Annotated in this window: 16 protein-coding genes and 1 tRNA gene; 6 read left to right on the top strand and 11 right to left on the bottom strand. The window is 55.9% G+C overall.

The window, feature by feature from the left end; all coding sequences use genetic code 11:
• Window positions 1–33: 33 nt before the first annotated feature.
• Window positions 34–1,353 (bottom strand): DUF445 domain-containing protein, encoded by a 1,320-nt coding sequence (locus M2305_RS11775; protein WP_264649450.1) that lies wholly within the window; start codon window positions 1,351–1,353, stop codon window positions 34–36.
• A 95-nt stretch (window positions 1,354–1,448) separates the two neighbouring features.
• On the opposite strand from M2305_RS11775, the gene M2305_RS11770 reads away from it, so the two are divergent.
• Both M2305_RS11770 and M2305_RS11765 read left to right on the top strand, forming a co-directional pair.
• Complete coding sequence (locus M2305_RS11770) at window positions 1,449–4,214, top strand: phosphoenolpyruvate carboxylase (protein WP_264649449.1); 2,766 nt, start codon at window positions 1,449–1,451, stop codon at window positions 4,212–4,214.
• An 86-nt stretch (window positions 4,215–4,300) separates the two neighbouring features.
• Window positions 4,301–5,890 (top strand): S10 family peptidase, encoded by a 1,590-nt coding sequence (locus M2305_RS11765; protein ID WP_264649448.1) that lies wholly within the window; start codon window positions 4,301–4,303, stop codon window positions 5,888–5,890.
• A gap of 440 nt (window positions 5,891–6,330) precedes the next feature.
• Here the strand turns inward: M2305_RS11765 and fusA are convergent, their stop codons facing one another.
• The 3 genes from fusA to M2305_RS11750 all read right to left on the bottom strand — a co-directional run bounded on the left by fusA (window position 6,331) and on the right by M2305_RS11750 (window position 10,801).
• Window positions 6,331–8,433, bottom strand: a complete 2,103-nt coding sequence (gene fusA, locus M2305_RS11760; protein WP_099212218.1) for an elongation factor G — start codon at window positions 8,431–8,433, stop codon at window positions 6,331–6,333.
• A 166-nt stretch (window positions 8,434–8,599) separates the two neighbouring features.
• The gene (gene rpmB / locus M2305_RS11755) at window positions 8,600–8,902 is read right to left on the bottom strand and encodes a 50S ribosomal protein L28 (RefSeq protein WP_007282133.1); all 303 of its coding nucleotides are present in this window, start codon (window positions 8,900–8,902) and stop codon (window positions 8,600–8,602) included.
• A 96-nt stretch (window positions 8,903–8,998) separates the two neighbouring features.
• Entirely contained in the window at window positions 8,999–10,801 is a 1,803-nt protein-coding gene (locus M2305_RS11750; protein ID WP_264649447.1) for an ABCB family ABC transporter ATP-binding protein/permease, read from the bottom strand.
• A 268-nt stretch (window positions 10,802–11,069) separates the two neighbouring features.
• On the opposite strand from M2305_RS11750, the gene M2305_RS11745 reads away from it, so the two are divergent.
• From M2305_RS11745 to M2305_RS11735, 3 genes are all read left to right on the top strand, one after another.
• A complete protein-coding gene (locus M2305_RS11745; protein ID WP_264649446.1) occupies window positions 11,070–11,708 on the top strand; it encodes an NUDIX hydrolase in 639 nt (212 codons plus the stop codon).
• A complete protein-coding gene (locus tag M2305_RS11740) occupies window positions 11,705–12,136 on the top strand; it encodes a DUF3574 domain-containing protein (RefSeq protein WP_264649445.1) in 432 nt (143 codons plus the stop codon). The genes M2305_RS11745 and M2305_RS11740 overlap by 4 nt, the downstream gene beginning before the upstream one ends.
• Before the next feature lie 89 nt (window positions 12,137–12,225).
• Window positions 12,226–13,332 carry an AI-2E family transporter gene (locus M2305_RS11735; RefSeq protein WP_099212210.1) on the top strand — a complete coding sequence of 369 codons (1,107 nt, stop codon included), beginning with the start codon at window positions 12,226–12,228 and terminating at the stop codon, window positions 13,330–13,332.
• A 49-nt stretch (window positions 13,333–13,381) separates the two neighbouring features.
• On the opposite strand, the gene M2305_RS11730 is transcribed toward M2305_RS11735, so the two are convergent.
• The 7 genes from M2305_RS11730 to M2305_RS11700 form a co-directional block, all read right to left on the bottom strand.
• Window positions 13,382–13,458, bottom strand: a tRNA-Pro gene (locus M2305_RS11730).
• Window positions 13,459–13,519: 61 nt separating this feature from the next.
• A complete protein-coding gene (locus tag M2305_RS11725; protein ID WP_264649444.1) occupies window positions 13,520–14,482 on the bottom strand; it encodes a MerR family transcriptional regulator in 963 nt (320 codons plus the stop codon).
• Window positions 14,436–14,759, bottom strand: a complete 324-nt coding sequence (locus M2305_RS11720; protein ID WP_064273136.1) for an integration host factor subunit alpha — start codon at window positions 14,757–14,759, stop codon at window positions 14,436–14,438. The genes M2305_RS11725 and M2305_RS11720 overlap by 47 nt, the downstream gene beginning before the upstream one ends.
• Before the next feature lie 72 nt (window positions 14,760–14,831).
• Complete coding sequence (locus M2305_RS11715; protein ID WP_264649443.1) at window positions 14,832–15,800, bottom strand: beta-ketoacyl-ACP synthase III; 969 nt, start codon at window positions 15,798–15,800, stop codon at window positions 14,832–14,834.
• 8 nt (window positions 15,801–15,808) lie between these two features.
• On the bottom strand, window positions 15,809–16,918 hold the full coding sequence (gene plsX / locus M2305_RS11710) for a phosphate acyltransferase PlsX (RefSeq protein ID WP_086634129.1): 1,110 nt from the start codon (window positions 16,916–16,918) through the stop codon (window positions 15,809–15,811).
• Between the two features lie 63 nt (window positions 16,919–16,981).
• On the bottom strand, window positions 16,982–17,185 hold the full coding sequence (gene rpmF / locus M2305_RS11705) for a 50S ribosomal protein L32 (protein WP_046901404.1): 204 nt from the start codon (window positions 17,183–17,185) through the stop codon (window positions 16,982–16,984).
• A gap of 154 nt (window positions 17,186–17,339) precedes the next feature.
• Window positions 17,340–17,921 (bottom strand): YceD family protein, encoded by a 582-nt coding sequence (locus M2305_RS11700; RefSeq protein ID WP_046901403.1) that lies wholly within the window; start codon window positions 17,919–17,921, stop codon window positions 17,340–17,342.
• A gap of 108 nt (window positions 17,922–18,029) precedes the next feature.
• Here M2305_RS11700 and M2305_RS11695 point away from each other — a divergent pair, with 108 nt between their 5' ends.
• Window positions 18,030–18,602 (top strand): outer membrane protein assembly factor BamE, encoded by a 573-nt coding sequence (locus tag M2305_RS11695; RefSeq protein ID WP_086634131.1) that lies wholly within the window; start codon window positions 18,030–18,032, stop codon window positions 18,600–18,602.
• Window positions 18,603–18,610: the final 8 nt, after the last annotated feature.

Below are 18,610 nucleotides of genomic sequence, written 5' to 3'. Positions count from 1 at the left end.
GTTTGTGATGTCTTAAACGGAGTTATAACCTCTTCAGACACCGAAAAACAGGCGGGAGATCAGATCAAGGCCAGCTCCAGCCAAAAACCCCACGACAGTCCCGTTGACGCGAATATAGGCCAGATCCCGCCCTACACGTGCTTCCAGACGGCGCGCAAGGTCATCGCCATCCCATCCTGCCATGACGTTGGCGATGAACCCGGAGAGCTTGTCTCTGACGCCAGGAAGCAGCTTCGAGACCATGCGCTCCACGGTCGTATTGATGCGCCCTCTCAGCGGATCATTTTCACGCATGGACGTTGCCAGACCGGTAATCGCCGTATCCAGAACGGAGGCACTCCAACCGTCCTCTTTTGCGCAATCCTCTTCTGCCATCCGGCGGACGCGCTCCCAGAGTTCGCCGCTCCAGGCCTTCAGGCTGGAATGCGTCAGAACCGAGCCAATCGCTCGCGTCAGATCCTGTCGGCGATCCGGATCCGTTTCCATCCGATCGATTTCAGCCCGCACCCACGTCGTGAAGCCATGCCGAATGTCCGAGTCCATCGGATCGATCCGTTCAATTTCCGCCTGAAGAGCCGTCAGAACCCGATTGGCAACCGATCCCCCAATGGCCCAGCCGAGGAAGCGTCCCCCCTGCTCACGCACCCGCTCCTCGACGAACTGCCTCAGATCACCCTCCTTGGCAGCGACGGTGGCCTTGAGCTTTGCCAGAAGGAAAGAGAGCACTTCCTGATGCATTTCACTGTCCACCATCGCCCTCATGGCGCGAGAGACGAGTGGCGCGATTTCCTCACCATTGAGCAGGACCGGCAGCGCGCGCGATAGAGCCGCACTTGCCCGACCGTCCTCAAGGCGATCAAACAGGCTGGGGATACTGGCGCGCAGCGTGGCGACAAGTGTCTGTCGCGTAGATGGCTCGCTGAGAGCATCGGCGATCAAACCTGGCAGATCAATCTTGGAGAGGGCCCGATGAACGTCGGCATCCGTAAAGAACTGGCCGGACACAAACCGGCCCAACGCCTGCCCCAGCCGTACCTTCTGTCTGGGAAGGATAGCCGTATGAGGAATAGGAAGCCCCATCGGATGTCGGAACAGGGCCGTCACTGCAAACCAGTCCGCCAAGCCTCCAACAACGCCTGCTCGTGAGCCTGCCCGGAGTACGCCTAACGCCAGGCTATCGTCGTGGAAATGTCTGGCCGCTAGATAGGTCGTGCCTGTTGCAACCGCGCCCATGCCGATCAGAAGGCCTCCGGCCAATCTTGTTGGCGAAGATCCCTTCTGCGGAATGGCCTGACTGACATCTTTCTTCATATCCGGATGCATGAAGCCTCCGATAGCATCATCCGGACGCACTGTCGCGTCCGCAACAAGGTTGCGCTTACAGGCCGGGCATGGAACATAACTTGCCCGTTTTCAATTTACCTCCCGCAGAAGCGAGACTGCTCCCGATGTCTGACTGCGCCTCCCGGCACGACACATCCCTTTCCGACCGCATCGACGCCATGACCACGCGCCTGACACAGGAACGCAACGGCCTGAGTGATCTGATTGCCTCCATTGGTGATGAACTGTCCATCGGAAAAGGTGAGAAAATCGAGGAGCTGGAAAACACAGTTCGAACATTGCGGGATGAATATTTTTCGCAGCGTGCCGCTCATCTTCGCCAATATGTCGGTCTTGAAGATGCGGACCCGACAGAGCGTCTCAAGCAGGTTGCGGCCAAGCTGGTCGAGCAGGCACCGTCACCGGAAGCCCTGACTAAACCAGCAATTGCCGCTGTGTTTACAGCTCACCCAACGTTTGCTCTGGCTGACCATGTCTATGCGCTCATGGCCGAACGTGCCTCCAATCCGGAAGCGCCTCTGCCATGCCTGACAACACATCGCCGGTCGGCACCGCCAACACTTGCCGATGAGCAGTCCCTCGCTCTGGCTGCTGTTTTGCGTGGCCGCGATGCCCTTGATGAGCTCACGACATCTCTCATTGAAAAAATGACATCCCGGTGGGCGAACGAGGCAGATCATGTGGATCCCTCACCCGTCATTCTCGCAAGCTGGGTCGGTTTTGATACAGACGGGCGCAATGACATTGGCTGGTGGGACACAATTCGCATCCGTCTGGAACTCAAACTTGCGCAGCTTGAGCGTCTTGAGTCGGGCCTGACTGAACTCCGCCTTCAGGATACGTCACTGGCGATGCATGTTCGCCGCGCCATGGAAGCGGTCCGGACACAACATGCCGCATGTCCAAGAAGCAAAAGTGCTACCCCCGAAGACATTCGCGACTTTGCACAGACCCTGATCGCGCACCGCGAAAAAGCACTGTTGGACGCGAAAGAACTCCAGCCCTTCTTCCGGGATGCCGCATCGGGACTGGAAGCGTCAGATGCCCTGCGTTTGCGCACACTCCGGGCCGGGTTCATGAGCCACGGGCTTGGCATTGCGCATATCCACACGCGACTGAATGCCGCTCAAATCTATAACGTTGCCAGAACGCGCCTCGGCCTGACGGATGACCCGGCTCTTCCGTCCCGCCGTCGCGTGCTGCTGTCTCGGATCAACGATGCCCTCGATGACCTGACGGCGCGCCATGTCGATTTTGGTTCTCTGCTCGTCGAGCCGGCATCGGCCGCGCGCCTGATGATGACGATGGCGCAGATTCTCAAGCACATCGACACTGGCTCCCCCATCCGTTTCCTTATTGCTGAGACAGAAAGCGGATACACGCTGCTGGCCACGCTGTGGCTCGCCCGCCTGTTCGGCATTCAGGATCATCAGATCGAAATTTCTCCTCTTTTCGAGACAGAAAGCGCACTCGAAAACGGAGAGACCATCCTTGAAGAAGCGTTCCGCTCCCCACACTGGCGGGATTACCTCCGCGCGAATGGCAGGCTATCCCTGCAGTTCGGTTATTCGGACTCGGGTCGATATGTCGGGCAGTTAGCTGCCACGAATCTGGTTGAGCGCCTGCGGATGCGGACGCTGGACCTGCTGAAAGAACATGATCTCGAAGACGTTGCCCTCACACTGTTCGACACCCATGGCGAAAGTATCGGCCGCGGCGCCCATCCTTTCAGTCTTCGTCAGCGTCTGGACTATTTTTCTCCGGCAAGAACGCGGATTGCATTCCAGAATGCAGGTGTCGGCTGCCGTGTAGAAACCGCATTCCAGGGTGGTGACGGCTATACGCTGTTCGGAACGGGAAGCATTGCAGCCTCCACGATTGCGACATTGGCCGAGCATGTGGCGCACGTTCCGACGAGCGTAAATGATCCAGTCTATGAACGCCCGGACTTTGCAGCAGACTTCTTTTCGACCATTGCGCTGGACATGGGCGCTCTGGTCAACGATCCGGGATATGCAGCACTATTAAGTGCTTTCGGGCCGTCCCTGATCGACAAGACAGGCTCCCGTCCCTCTGCACGTCAGTCTGACGCCGCTACAGTGACGCGCATCACGCATCCAAGTCAGCTACGCGCCATCCCGAACAATGCCATCCTTCAGCAGCTTGGCTGGTGGGCCAATGTGCTGCACGGACTTGGAAGTGCGGCTCAACGTCATCCGGAAACATTCGAGCAGTTTGTCACCAGCTCTCCACGTTTCCGCGAGGCCATGGACTTTGCGCGGCAGGCCTTGGCTCACTCCGATCTGGAAGTCCTGCGCGCAACAATACGTCAGCTTGATCCGGGGACCTGGCTGGATCGGGCCTCCAAGGCGCAGGACGAAGAAGAGCGTCAGAATTTCCTGACCATTTCTCATGGATTGGAGGTTCTACGGTTCTGGACGAGCGCACCGGCAATGTTCCGCCGTATCCAGACCGATCATATTGCCCTGCGCGCCGCATGGCCGGATGCACCGCATATGGAGCCCCGCGAGAAGCTGCTGCACGCCATCCGCTTTGCACTGATTGATCGCCTGTGGGTTCTGTCTACGCGCATTCCCTATTTTGGTCCGCGCAATAACCTGACACGTGATTCCATCACCAACCTGATCCTGTGTCTGGATATCCCGCGATCTCTGCATCTGCTGGATGACCTCTTCCCGGTCTCTGGCCCGAGCGTGGCCAATCTGGACTTTGGCGAGCCGGGCGACGCAGGTGAAGAAAGTGGCTTTGCCCGGGAACACCGGGAAATTTTCCAGCCATTGGAACGCTCGTTCAACCTGCTACGAGAAATCGGCGTGGCGATCATGCATACGAACCGTGCATTCGGTTAAGAACGAAACATTATAACATCTAGCTTGTCTGCAAGTCAGCTATGCGTTTAGAGAAGGGCAGAACACTTAACACAAGGCCCTTCTGAATGCTTCGCAAGGCTCTCTTCCTGGGTGTTGCCATGATGGTAACACCCGCTCTTGCCGCTGAACCCGCCAAGGATGCTCCTGCTCCTAATACCGACAGCGTTACACGCGGCACGGTAGTCGTGGATGGCTCGACCATTCCTTATCAGGCTGTTGCCGGGACCATTCTCGTGCACGGGTCAGAATACAATGATTCCAATGAGGTTCTGACCAAGCGCGGCATCAAGGTTGAAGCCGGCAAAGACGACAGCGACAAGAACCCACCTGTCGCATCGATGTTCTATACCGCCTACTTCAAGGATGGCGTTCCATCAGCGAAACGTCCCATTACCTTCCTATATAACGGCGGCCCGGGGTCGGCGTCTGTCTGGGTTCATATGGGCACGTTCGGGCCACGTCGCGTCAACACACCCGGTGACCAGCATCTTCCCGCCGCACCTTACGCTCTCATCAACAATCCCCAGTCACTACTAGACGTGTCTGACGTTGTGTTTGTTGATGCGCCGGGAACCGGCTTCTCGCGTATTGCGGGCAAGGATGCAGCCAAGGAGTTCCTTGGTGTCGATGGTGACGGAGAAGCATTCACCCACTTCATCTCGAAGTTTCTTGCAAAGTACCACCGCTACAATTCGCCCAAATACCTGTTTGGCGAAAGCTACGGCACCATGCGCTCCGCAGTCGTCATCAATGATCTGGAGCAGGAAGAGAACATCGATTTCAATGGTGTCATCCTGCTCTCCCAGATCCTGAATTACGACAACAGCGCCGATGCGCCGCAGTTTAATCCTGGCGTTGATGACCCGTATGTTCTCGCTCTACCCACCTATGCTGCGACGGCGTGGTATCATCATTGCCTGCCACAGCAGCACCCGGACCTGAAGGCCTTCCTGAAGGAAGTCGAGCATTTTGCTGTGACGGATTATACCGTTGCGCTCCGTCAGGGAGCAGACCTGCCGGAAAGCGAGCGTCAGGCCATCGCAGAGAAGCTCCACACCTACACTGGCCTGCCGGTGGACTATATTCTGCGCTCTGATCTCCGCGTGAACGGCGGCCAGTTCGAACAGCAGCTTCAGGCTGCAACGGGAATGGCAACAGGTCGCCTCGATACGCGGTATTCCAGCCCGACGCTTGATCCGATGACAAAGGAAGCGGATTACGATCCGCAGTCCAGCGCTATTAGCTCTGCCTATGTTTCGGTCTTCAATGACTATGTGCGGAACACTCTGAAGTACGGCACAGACGAAACCTACCGCCTCTTCAATCCTGAAGGGAACTGGGACAACAAACACACCCAGCCAGGACACGGCTACCAGCCCAAGGGCGTTCCCAACGTCATGAGCGACCTTGCCATGGCAATCAAGACGAACCCGAACCTGCATGTGATGCTGAACGGTGGCTACTACGATCTCGCAACGCCTTACTACGAAGGTATTTACGAGATGAAGCATCTTCCGATGGCTACCAGCCTTCAGAAGAACATCGAATATGCTCAGTATTCGTCCGGACACATGGTCTACGTAGACCCGGCAGCCCTGCAGCAGCTTCATGACAATGTCGCAGCATTTATCCGCCGGACAGACAATCTGCACTAATCTCTAGCGTTTTCAGAAAAGGCGACGGAGGGGCAACCTTTCGTCGCCTTTTTTATGGGTCATCGGGCTAGCCTATCTGAACAAAAGCTCTGGCGAGGCATGTAATCGAAAGCTGGCATGCACCCTGCGGCTTGATTGCTGGCGCGCCTATTTTAAGCGAGCATTTGGTCTAGACGCCCACGTTGGGACAGCCTGCACCAGATGAAGAGCGACACCATCGAAAGCCTGTAAAAGTCGGCGCTCCTGAGCGCTAACACTTTCAGAAGAAAACCTAACAAGACGAAAAACACTCTGCTTGCGGAATATTATTCGTAGAAAGAACCGCGATAACAGACGCTTGCGTTTCAGGCAGCGGTATCGGGTGTTTTTATAGAATATAGCAACAAAAAACCCCACCAGATTGCTCTGGCGGGGTCAGATGTCTCACCGAGGTGAAAAAATCAAGCGGACTTCGCCATGATTTCTTCAGCCACGTTACGAGGAACAGCCTCGTAGTGGTGGAACTGCATGGTGAAGGATGCACGACCCTTCGTTGCAGAACGCAGATGGGAAATGTAGCCGAACATTTCCTTCAGCGGCACCTGGGAACGGATCATCACGGTCGAACCAGACGTTTCCTGGCTCTGGATGATGCCGCGGCGACGGTTAAGATCGCCAACAACGTCACCTACGTGATCGTTCGGGGTTGTAACTTCAACGTCCATGATCGGCTCAAGAATCACCGGACCGGCGTTCTTCATACCTTCACGGAAAGCAGCCTTGGCGGCGATTTCGAAGGCCAGAGCCGACGAGTCAACGTCATGGTACTTACCGTCGAGCAGCGTGAACTGGAAGTCCACCGTCGGGAAGCCGGCGAGAACACCCGTGGTGCTCTGCATGCGGATGCCCTTTTCGACAGCCGGGATGTATTCCTTCGGAACCGTACCACCGACAACCTTGTTGGTGAACACGATCTCGTCCGGCTTGTCAGACGGAGCGAACTCAATCTTGACTTCAGCGTACTGACCCGAACCACCCGACTGCTTCTTGTGGGTGTACGTCTCAATGTGGGACTTCGTGATCGTCTCACGATAGGCCACCTGAGGCGCGCCAATGTTGGCATCAACACCGTATTCACGACGCAGACGGTCAACAATGATGTCCAGATGAAGCTCACCCATGCCGGACAGGATGGTCTGACCCGTTTCCTGATCGGTCTTGAGGTGCAGGGACGGATCTTCAGCCGTCAGCTTCTGCAGTGCCAGCGTCATCTTCTCGACGCCGTCCTTGGTCTTCGGCTCAACAGAGATGTCGATAACCGGAACCGGGAACTGCATACGTTCCAGAACCACCGGATCAGCGGCATCAGCCAGCGTGTCACCCGTGACCGTGTCCTTCAGACCAACGAACGCAGCAATGTCACCCGCACCAACGGACTTCACTTCCTGACGCTTGTCAGCATGCATCTGGAACATGCGGCCAACGCGTTCCTTGTGACCCTTCGTCGTGTTCAGGATCGTGTCGCCAGCGTTCAGAACGCCGCGATAGACGCGAACGAAGGTCAGCGTGCCGTACTTGTCTGAAATGATCTTGAACGCAAGGCCAGCGAACTTGCCATCCGGATCGACAGGAACGATCGGCAGGAAGTCTTCGTCAACCTCTTCGCCTTCCGGCGGAGCAATGCGGATGCCTTCAACTTCGTCCGGAGCCGGCAGATAGTCGATGACCGCATCGAGCAGAGGCTGAACGCCCTTGTTCTTGAAGGCCGTACCGCACATGACGGGACGGAACTCACCGGAGATTGCACCCTTCTTGATGCACTTCTTCAGCGTTGCAACGTCAACGTCGCCCTTTTCGAAGTACTCTTCCATTGCGTCGTTATCGACGGCAAGAGCGGTGTCGAGCAGGGTCTGGCGAGCTTCCTCAGCCTTTTCCTTCAGGTCAGCCGGGATCTCTTCGTAATGGAACTTGGCGCCGAGTTCGCCGCCTTCCCACACGATGGCACGCATCTCGACCAGATCGACAACACCAACAAAGTTTTCTTCGGCGCCGATCGGCAGCTGCAGCGGAACTGCAACGATGTCCAGCTTCTCTTTCAGCGTGCTGAAAGCGTAATAGAAGTCTGCACCCGTACGATCGAGCTTGTTGATGAAAATGACGCGCGGGACGTTGTAGCGGTCAGCAAGACGCCAGTTGGTCTCGGACTGCGGCTGCACGCCAGCAACACCTTCAATCACGAAGATCGCGCCATCGAGCACACGGAGCGAACGGTTCACTTCGATGTTGAAGTCGATGTGGCCCGGGGTGTCGATGATGTTGATGCGGTGGTCGTTCCACTCACACGTCACGGCAGCGGACGTGATGGTGATGCCGCGCTCACGTTCCTGCGCCATGTAATCGGTGGTGGTGTTACCGTCGTGCACTTCACCGATCTTATGGGAGACACCCGTGTAATACAGGATGCGCTCGGTCGTGGTGGTCTTACCAGCATCGATATGAGCGGTAATACCGATATTGCGGATCTTCGAGAGAGCCGATTTGGCTTCCTGAACGCTTTCGGACACGGAGAACCTCCAAAAAACAATAAAAGGTGTTTCAGTCTGGACTGAAACACCTCCGCTGCGGCTCGTTAAAGCCGAACCTGATTTGTCCCAGTGGCGGCTGAATGACCCAGACCGCCATGGTTTTCAAGAGTAATCTTTATGAACCAGCCGAAGCCGGAAAGATTTCTCAGGCTGTCTGTGCAGCCTTACGCTCCTGAACACGCAGGATACGACGCTTGATGACCTGAGCTTCTTCAGGAAGCTTGCGGTTTGGCGTTCCCAGCAGGAACGAATCCAGCCCACCATTGTGCTCGATCGTACGGATACCATTGGTGGACAGGCGCATGCGCACTGAAGAACCAAGAATATCGGAGATCATCGTGGTCTCCTGCAGATTCGGGAGAAAACGACGGCGGGACTTGTTATTGGCGTGGCTGACGTTATTGCCCGTCAGCACGCCCTTGCCCGTGACCTGGCAACGGCGAGACATGGTAGCACTTTCCTCGATGCTGGATGACGCAGGACAGCGGAGGCCCGGCGCGTTCCGTAAATCAGGCGCGGCTTATCGCGAACGAGAGGGCTTTCGTCAAGCCCTCATGACCGCTTCTCCCGCCTGAACCGACCACATTCTTGCATAATAGCCGTCTTTTTGCAGCAATTCCGTGTGTGTTCCACGTTCGACCACCCTTCCCGCATCCAGCACGACGATCTGATCAGCGTCCTGAATGGTAGATAGCCGGTGCGCAACGATCATCGTTGTTCGGGACAGAGAAAGCGCGCGCAATTCCTGCTGTATCGCAGCTTCCGTCCAGGTATCGAGGGCACTTGTTGCTTCATCCAAGAGAAGAATTCTCGGGTCCTTAAGGAGCACCCGCGCGATTGCGACCCGCTGTTTTTCGCCCCCCGAGAGCTTCAGTCCACGCTCTCCCACGACTGTGTCATATTTTTCTGGCAGCTCATTAATGAAGTCATGAATTTGCGCACGGGCGGCCGCAAGTTCGACAGCCACTTCCGGAGCAGAGGGATCTCCATAGGCAATATTTTCGCCAATTCCTGCATTGAACAGAACTGTGTCCTGCGGGACGGTTCCAATCACTCGTTGCAGATCTTCCAGCGCCACATCCCGCAGGTTTTTCCCGTCAATAAAGATCGAGCCCGATGTCGGATCATAAGCGCGGGTTAACAGACGCCCGATCGTTGATTTTCCTGAGCCCGTATGCCCAACGATTGCCAGAGATGTCCCCGCCGGAATATCCAGATTGATATCATGCAGGATTTCGCGGGAGGGATCATAACTGAAGGAAACATGCTCGAACCTGATCGCAGCAGGACCACCTGTCGCAAGCTTGACGGGCAAGGGTGCTGGATTTTTCGCCTCAACGATTTCTGAGTGCGTACCAAGGAGTTCAAGGTAGTTTTCAAGATCTACCCGGGCATTTCTCCAGCCCGCACTGACGTAATTCAGCGCTCCTACAGAACTATAGAGCCCTCGAAGGTAGCTACCGATCAGAACGAACTGCGCGACACCAATCCTGTGCTGCACGATGTCATGAGCAGCCAGCAACAATATGACCGCGGTGGCCCCCGCAATCAGCAGGCTTCGCGCCATCTGGGAAAGTCCGACCAATCGTTTCAAACGAATTTCAGCGTTCTTCAGAGCGACGCGCGACCGGTCGTAGCGGAGAATTTCCTGATGACTGTTGGCAAAACTGCGGACTGTCTCGAAGTTCAGCATACTGTCAACGAGTTGGTATTGTGCCTGACTGTTGGCTGTGTTCCGTGCACGCCGAGCTGTCATTCGCATACGTGTGAAAACGTACGATACAGCTGCATAAACGCCGATCCCGCCGACAGCCACCACGACGTATCGCCAGTCAAAGATCCGAAACACGACGAAAAGCGTCATCAACAGTTCGATGGTGTTAGGCAGAACGTTGAAGAGGACAAGACTGAGCAGTGTGCCAATCGCATCCGAGCCACGATCCAGTGTCCTCGTGAGAGCTCCAGTCTGCCGATCAAGGTGAAACCGGACGCTCATGGCATGAAGATGCTCCAATCCTACCAGCGCAACACGTCTTTGCAGGTCAGCTTCAATAGGAGCAATCAGCATTTCACGGAGCGGTGTCGATAGGCCGGCAACAACACGGATGATCGCGTATTGGCCAATCAGCCAAAACGGGACTGCCAGCAGCGCCTGATGCTCTGACAACGCCGACACCATCCGACTGAATAGCCAGGGGGTCGCAACAGTCGTCCCGCTTTCTACAAGAAGCAGAACCATCGCCACCCCAACCCAGAACGCCGTACGGCCAGGGTTTTCAGGACGAATTTTTTTCCAGAGTTCTTTGAGAGACAGGCTTTCCGATTTCGAATCGTGTTTCTTTGACATGCCAGACTATGAGAAAGAGAGGCTCCGCTTTGCAATCGCTCGCGCGCATGCGAAACTTTCGATTGTGCTAGAAAAGTCTCCATTCCCGAATCTTGATCCGTTCCTCCGACATATAGAGGCCTGCAATAGCGCACGCCTTCCCGGCGGACGGCTCCCGTTTTTTTGTGCTCACGAGCAGATTGGATGGATTTCCTCGGAAACGTCCCTCCAGCTTGAATCTTTAGGATTAAAAACACAGGAAAAATTTGGCGTTGCGTCAGGAGAGGACTTGTTTCCCCTCTCCCAAACTCTTGCCAGACAGGGCGTGTATGCTTCGCATGATGAGCCCTTCGACGTTCGCAACGCGCAAGGCCATGTCATTGGGCGTGTTGACCGGGGTGCCATTCCTGTTCTGGGAGTAGCGGCAGAAGGCATCCATATGAATGGCCTCGTGGAGCATTCCACAGGCACAATGCTATGGATCGCCCGTCGGAGTATGTCCAAGCGTCTTGATCCTGGAAAACTGGATCATCTGGTCGCTGGCGGCATGAGTGCCGGGCTTGACCCAGAGATGACCGTTATCAAGGAAGCTCAGGAAGAGGCTGGCATCCCGGAAGAGCTATCCCGCCGCGCAGTGCCCGTCAGCCGACTGCACTACGCCATGGACCGCCCTGAAGGGCTTAGAAGGGATGTTCTTCACTGCTACGACCTGATCCTGCCAGAAGATTTTGTCCCGGTAGCAGAAGATGGTGAAGTTGAGAGCTTTCATCTGATACCGCTAGCGGATGCATTCTCTCTCGTTCGGGACACCAATGACTTCAAGTTCAACGTCAATCTCGTTCTGATCGATCTGTTTATCCGGCGGGGTCTGTTTACTCCCAGCGAATGTACCATCCTTAAAAATGCACTGGCGCAAACACACTCATGAAAAACCTCGGTCTAACCGCCCTGTTCCTTTCGCTTCCCCTTTTGGGAGGCTGCGTCGTCCCGGTGAGTGTCACGCCCGACCTCTGCCGCGAAATGCGTGCTCAGGATACATTGCAGATCAAAATGATGTTCGGGCAGACGCGTCCCGGCGGACTGCCCATAACGGATGATGAGTGGCAGACATTTGTTACATCCGACATTACCCCCTATTTCCCGAGCGGCCTGACAGTTTTCAAGGCTGATGGGCAATGGATGAATACTGTGACCCATGTGGTTGGCAGGGAACCGTCCAGAATTCTCTGGGTTGTGACACCTCCCGACAAGAACCTTCAGCACAATCTCCGTGCAATTCAGGCCGCTTACCGGCAACAGTTCTCCCAACAGGCTGTGGGCCTCACCATCCAGTCCGGATGCTCGCTGTTCAACTGAGAACCTACGGGCATGGTGCAAACACTTCGCCAGTGCGCGAACGGATAGCGCATCAGCCATAATTTCCGGCCACTATTTTCAGGACCCCCATGACCGATCAATTTCCTCCTCGTTCCCCTGAAGTCATTCCGGTGGAAGCGTCGGATTCCACCGGAACCATACAGCGGCGGGCGCGTGGGTTTCTGGCCCTCTTTTTCGTGGCTATCGGTCTTTACACACTGAAAAATTTTCTTCCGGCTTTGTTATGGGGATGCGTGTTCGCCATTTCCCTTTGGCCGCTTTACCAGCGCGCTGAGCGTCGGTTTGGCCGCAATGACTGGCTGCCGATGAGCTTCACCCTGGTTGTTGCCCTGATTTTTCTGGTCCCGGTTTCTCTCGTTGGCGTCAAACTTGCCGACGAAATCAGAAGCGCGCTGGAATGGATTGAAGACGTGCGGAATAACGGCATTCCAATGCCTGAATGGGTCCCGCGCCTTCCATTCGTGTCCACGCAGGCAACCACGTGGTGGCAAAACCATATGACCAGCCCCCAACGGCTGTCCCATCTGCTCCACTCAGTTGATGTCGCTCATGGCATGCAGATGACAAAGCAGGTTGGGTCGCAGGTCGCACGCCGCGGCACACTTTTTGCGTTCTCCCTACTGACGCTCTTCTTCCTGCTGAAGGATGGAGATTATGTGATTCGTAAGGGGCTTGTGGGCTCACACCGGCTGTTTGGTGAACAAGGCGAAAGCCTTGCCAAACAGATGATCTCATCCGTTCACGGAACACTCGCAGGACTTGTGCTGGTTGGCCTGGGAGAAGGGGCAATCATGGGAGCCGCCTATATGCTGACAGGCGCTCCTCAACCCTTACTGTTTGCCATGCTCACGGCCGTGGCTGCCATGATACCGTTCCTCGCCTGGCCAACCGTCGGACTGGTCGCTCTCTTGCTGTTGGCTAAAAGCAGCATGATCGGCGCCATTGTCGTAATGGCTCTGGGCTCAGTTGTTATTTTTGTAGCCGACCATTTTGTCCGCCCGGTTCTAATTGGCGGCAGCACCAAGATGCCATTTCTTTGGGTCCTGCTAGGCATTCTGGGCGGAGCAGAAACGTGGGGCCTTCTTGGCCTGTTCCTTGGACCAGCAATTATGGCCGCACTCCATCTGCTGTGGACGCTCTGGACAGAAGAGCGCACAGACAAGAAAAAGGCCTGAAAAGGCCTTTTATAATACCATCATTTTTTTAAGGTAATTACCGCAGGACTGGTCGGGCAGGCGGGATTCGAACCCACGACCCCCAGTCCCCCAGACTGGTGCGCTACCAGGCTGCGCTACTGCCCGTTCGTCCTGCGGTGGCGGTGGTTTAGCAGTGCAAACTCATCACCGCAATGGGGCATCTGCCCTATACCGGAAGAAGACTTCTCAAAATTTGAAGTTCTTCCAGAATTTCCTTCATTTCAGAACGTAAAAATTCGTTTTCTGCATCCAGATGCCTGACGGAGGCAGCAAGGTGTTGATTCGCATCTTGAAGAACCAGAACTTCCTCTGTGTCATAAATTGAGAAAGGCGCTTCGGCTTCGGCTTCGGCTTCGGCTTCGGCTTCGGCTTCGGCTTCGGCTTCGGCTTCGGCTTCGGCTTCGGCTTCGGCTTCGGCTTCGGCTTCGGCTTCGGCTTCGGCTTCGGCTTCGGCTTCGGCTTCGGCGAATGTTCTTCCCGTCAGACACTCGTCAAGCACCTGATCCGCTTTTTCTTCAGGTTCAAGAGTTTCGCGATACTCTGAAAGCGATGCGTCTTCTTCGTCGTGAAGCACTGACGTCTCACTAACGGCGACACTCTCTTCTCTCAGTTCAGGAGCACCAGAGATCTCTGGTGCTGCCGGAGCTTCGGGAAAGATAATATCGTCCGCAGCGTCTCCTAAAACTGGATCCTCAACTGGTGCGGGCGCTGCATGAACACTCGCAATATTCTCCTCTGCCTTAGGAGAAGCAGTGCGATTTTCTAGAGATTTCCGAGCTTTTTCTTCTCTTAAAACTCGCAGAACGCCCTGGCCCTTATAGCCCTGTACGTAGAGAAGATCGGAAATAAGACGAAGCGTCTCGACGTGTTCAGGGCTGTAATAACGACGCCCACTCTCCCCACGAAATGGCTTCACACCCGGATAGAGAGTTTCCCATGAACGCAGTCGATGCTGCGGAATATGAAGCTCCTCCGCAACCTCGCTGATGGTTCTGTAAGCGTCTGGGCCTTTTTTGATTTTCCCAGCATCAGAATCAGCCAGATTATCGTCGGAGAGATCAGCGCTATTGTTCGAAGCGATATCAATCATCTGCGTCGTCCACATCGTCAGCATGGCTTTCCACGCCATTCATCTGGTCCCGCAGAAGCTGCGAAGACCGAAACACCAAGACAGCGCGAGGCAAGATTGGAACCTCGACCCCGGTCTTGGGATTTCGCCCGATGCGTTCTCCCTTCTGGCGAACAGAGAAGGTCCCGAAGCCGCTCAGCTTCACGGACTCACCTGCTTCAAGTGTGGAGGAAATTTTCTCCAACACACTTTCCAGAATCATGGAGGAATCGTGCCGGGACAGCCCAACACGGCTATAGATGTGCTCGACAAGATTCGCGCGCGTGACTGTACTCATGACACATGCGTATCATGACGTTCAGAACAGTCAAAGGAATCAATCGTTAACCTTGAAAGACGATGCGCCGTCTCACATGCGGACGAGCGCAGAACCCCAGGTCAAACCGCCACCCAGCGCTTCCATCAGAACAAGATCGCCCTTCTGGATACGACCGTCTCTGACGGCTTCATTCAGAGCCAACGGGATGGAAGCCGCAGACGTGTTAGCGTGACGGTCCACCGTCACCACGACACGATCAGCGGGAAGAGCCAGCTTTTTGGCCATACCGTCAATAATACGGAGATTGGCCTGATGTGGTACAAGCCACTGAATATCCTGACCCGTCAGGTTATTGGCTTCCAGTGCTTCATCAACAGCCTGGGAAAGCTTAACAACCGCATGACGAAACACTTCTCGCCCAAGCATTTTGAGATGTTGAGTTGTGCCTGCGCAGCCTACTGCCCCGTCAACGTACAGAATGTCCCCTGATCGACCGTCAGAATGAAGATGGGTCGAGAGAACGCCCTCACCTTCCTCAGCTCCGGCTTCCAGAAGCACAGCACCGGCGCCATCTCCGAACAGAACGCAGGTTGTGCGGTCATTCCAATCCAGCAGCCGGGAAAAGACCTCGCTTCCAATCACGAGAACCTTCTTGGCCAACCCGGATTGAATGAACGAATTTGCTGAGGCCAGCGCATAGACGAACCCTGAACACGCAGCGCTGATATCGAAGCCGAACCCTTTGGTGATCCCGAGCAGGGCCTGCACCTGCGTTGCCACAGCGGGAAAAACCTGATCTGGCGTTGAGGTTGCCACAATGATGGCGTCAACGTCTTCAGCGTTTACACCGGCCTGCTCAAGAGCCTGACGCGCCGCGGCAGCGGCCATGGACGCCGTCGTCTCATCCCCTGAAACGATGTGACGCTGCGTGATGCCCGTGCGTGCCCGGATCCACTCGTCGGATGTTTCGATCTTCTGAGCGAGATCGTCATTCGTGACAATCGTGCGTGGCAGATAGCCACCCACGCCTGTCAGGCGGGCACGAAGGGGACCGGACATAAAGTTTCTCAGCTCACAGGTTCTGGGGCGACCGTGCTGGCAGCAGCAGAAGCTACATCAGCTCCAAGCATACCGAGCTGATCCAGGCGGGCACGGATCTTGTCGTTCAGGTTATGGGTTACGGCATCCATTGCGATATCGACGGCTGAGGCAAAAGCTTCGCCATCTGCGCCACCATGAGACTTCACAACAACGCCATTCAACCCAACAAAAACGGCGCCATTATAACGCCGCGGATCAATCCATTCCCGCATTCGCTCCAGCCCGGGGCGAACCAGCAGATAACCGATTCGAGTCAGCAGATTGGTTTCGAAAACGCGCTTCAACAGACCGAAAGCAAGCTTCAGAGCCCCCTCGCCTGTTTTCAGAGCAACATTCCCCGTAAAACCATCTGTCACGACAACATCCGTCGTCCCGGCGGTAATGTCATGACCTTCAACAAAGCCGTGGAACTGTTCCGCCAGCGCGCTGTCCCGAAGGCGCTCGGCGGCCTGACGCAGCCTTTCGTCACCCTTGAGGTCTTCAGAACCAACGTTCAGGAGCCCGATTGTTGGCTTTGGCAGACCCAGCGCGGCCTGAGCAAAAGCCTCGCCCATGACGGCGAATTCCACCAGATTTCGGGCGTCACACGCGATGTTGGCGCCCAGATCCAGCATAACCGTGTCACCGCGCGCAGAAGGCTGGACAGCAACCATCGCAGGGCGGGAAATTCCAGGCAGCGCTTTGACGATAATCTTGGCGAGGGCCAGCATCGCTCCGCTGTTTCCAGCAGACACAACACCACAGGCCTCACCAGAAGATACAGCCTCCATAGCCAGGCGCATGGAAGAGCCACGAACACGCAGTGCTGCGGTCGGCTTCATTTCCATCGAAATGCTGGCTGGAGTGTGACGAATGTCACAGATGCGGGCAGCTTTAGGATATCGTGCCAGAGCCGGCTTAAGAACCGCCTCATCTCCGATCAGGAGCAGTCTGGCTGTCGGATGACGATCAGCCGCCAGTTCGAGACCGGCAAGGACGATATCCGGTGCCCTGTCTCCCCCCATTGCGTCGACGGCAAGGGCATAAGGCCCTAGGGCCGCGGCGTCACGAACAGGCGTGACAGGCGCTTTAGACATTAAGACAGTTTCCCGGACAGCATCGCAGATGCGGATACTCCATCAGAGCATCCGCAGAAGAGATCAGGCGCGGACGGCCGTCTTCAGGCTCTTGCCTGCTGCAACAACTTCACGACCATCGTAATGACCGCAATGGCTGCAAACGTGGTGCGGGCGCTTCAGTTCGCCGCAGTTCGCGCATTCCGCATGCGCTTCAGCCTGCAGGGCATGGTGGCTGCGACGCATGCCAGCACGGGACGGCGAGGTCTTTCTTTTAGGGACGGCCATGGCTTTTATGCCTCTTTCTGCTTCTGTGTCGGCACCCTTGCTCCGCTCCCAGCGGCATCCGGTGCCCCGTTGTTCGTCGTCTCGTATTTACGCCGAGTTCAGGCGGGCGGCTCTAGCAGAGCAAACGCAAACCCGCAAGCTAAAGCGAGGGATTTTATTCTTTTTTATCCCCGTTCTTCAGACCCACGAGCGCTGCAAATGGGTTTGGGCGACGCTCTGACTCAGGCAGGTCCTCGGACTGATCGTCACCTTCTTCCCCTTCCGCAGGGGCCACGTCAACAGCATTTTCCAGACCGGCGCCCGGAAGACGAGGATATGGGTCCAGCATCAGGGCCAGTTGTTCGGCAGCGGCTTCGCCAATGTCCAGCGCCCTGCCATCATGCGGAACGTCGTCAGGGGCATCCAGATTAATGGAATCGATGTCGAATTCATCTTCCGGCATCTGGGATTCCGGAATGAAGCGCAGAACAAAGGTTTCGGCGAGCACATCGTCAAATTTTTCTGCCGTAATGACGCATTCCTGTGTCACCTTTGCGCTCAGACGGCCCTGAGCAAGAATTTCGGTCTTGCTTTCAGGTGTCAGAACGAAGCGACACTCAAGATGATGCACGGCCGGAATGCCAAACCGCCGCGCCAGGGCTTCACGCTCCTGCGGGGTTGCCGTCACGGTTTCTTCTGTTCCTGCCCCTACCCGACTCAGGGGGATACGACGTGAAAATTCGGGAGAATGAGACATTTGAGCACTCCATCCCCGGTTACATAGGGGAAATCGTTGACAGGCAGGTATCGTTTAAGGCACCCGCAGGGTTGAGCGGTTCTCTTGCACAGGATAGTTTCCGGTTCCATGAATAACGCATCTTTTCTGACGACCAAAAGCAGAACACGTCTTGTGCAACGCCTCGGTTTCACCGGTTTGGCCTGTGCTCCGCTCCTTCTGGGAGGATGCTCGGTATTCAGCCCGATTCCCGAGCCGCGCGGTTCGCTCATCGAGAAGACCGACTATGCCCAGCTGGTACCAGGCACCAGCACACGGTCTGACGTGCTCGACAGCCTCGGCTCTCCAACCGCACACGCAACCTTTGACGACAACACATGGATCTATGTGTCCATGATCACGTCTCCAACGCCGCTGGGCTTCCCAACGGTGGACAAGCAGCAGGTTGTGGTTCTGAACTTCGACAACTCCGGCGTACTGCGGAAGATGGATACCCTGAACCGCAAGGATTCCATCCGCGTCGGCATGGTGGGTGCTACAACCCCAACGCCGGGCACCAAGACGTCGGTCATTCAGGAACTGTTGGGTAACGTTGGCCGCTACAACCCAATGAGCAACATGAGCAGCACATTTGGTGGCAGCCAGGGCCCGCTGGGCAATCAGGGCACCGGCAATGGTGGCGCAGGTAATACCCTGCCCTGATCTTCCAC

The sequence above is a fragment of the Gluconobacter cerinus genome (assembly GCF_025961355.1).
Taxonomy (GTDB): Bacteria; Pseudomonadota; Alphaproteobacteria; order Acetobacterales; family Acetobacteraceae; genus Gluconobacter; species Gluconobacter cerinus.
This window is presented reverse-complemented; position numbering and strand designations above follow the sequence as displayed.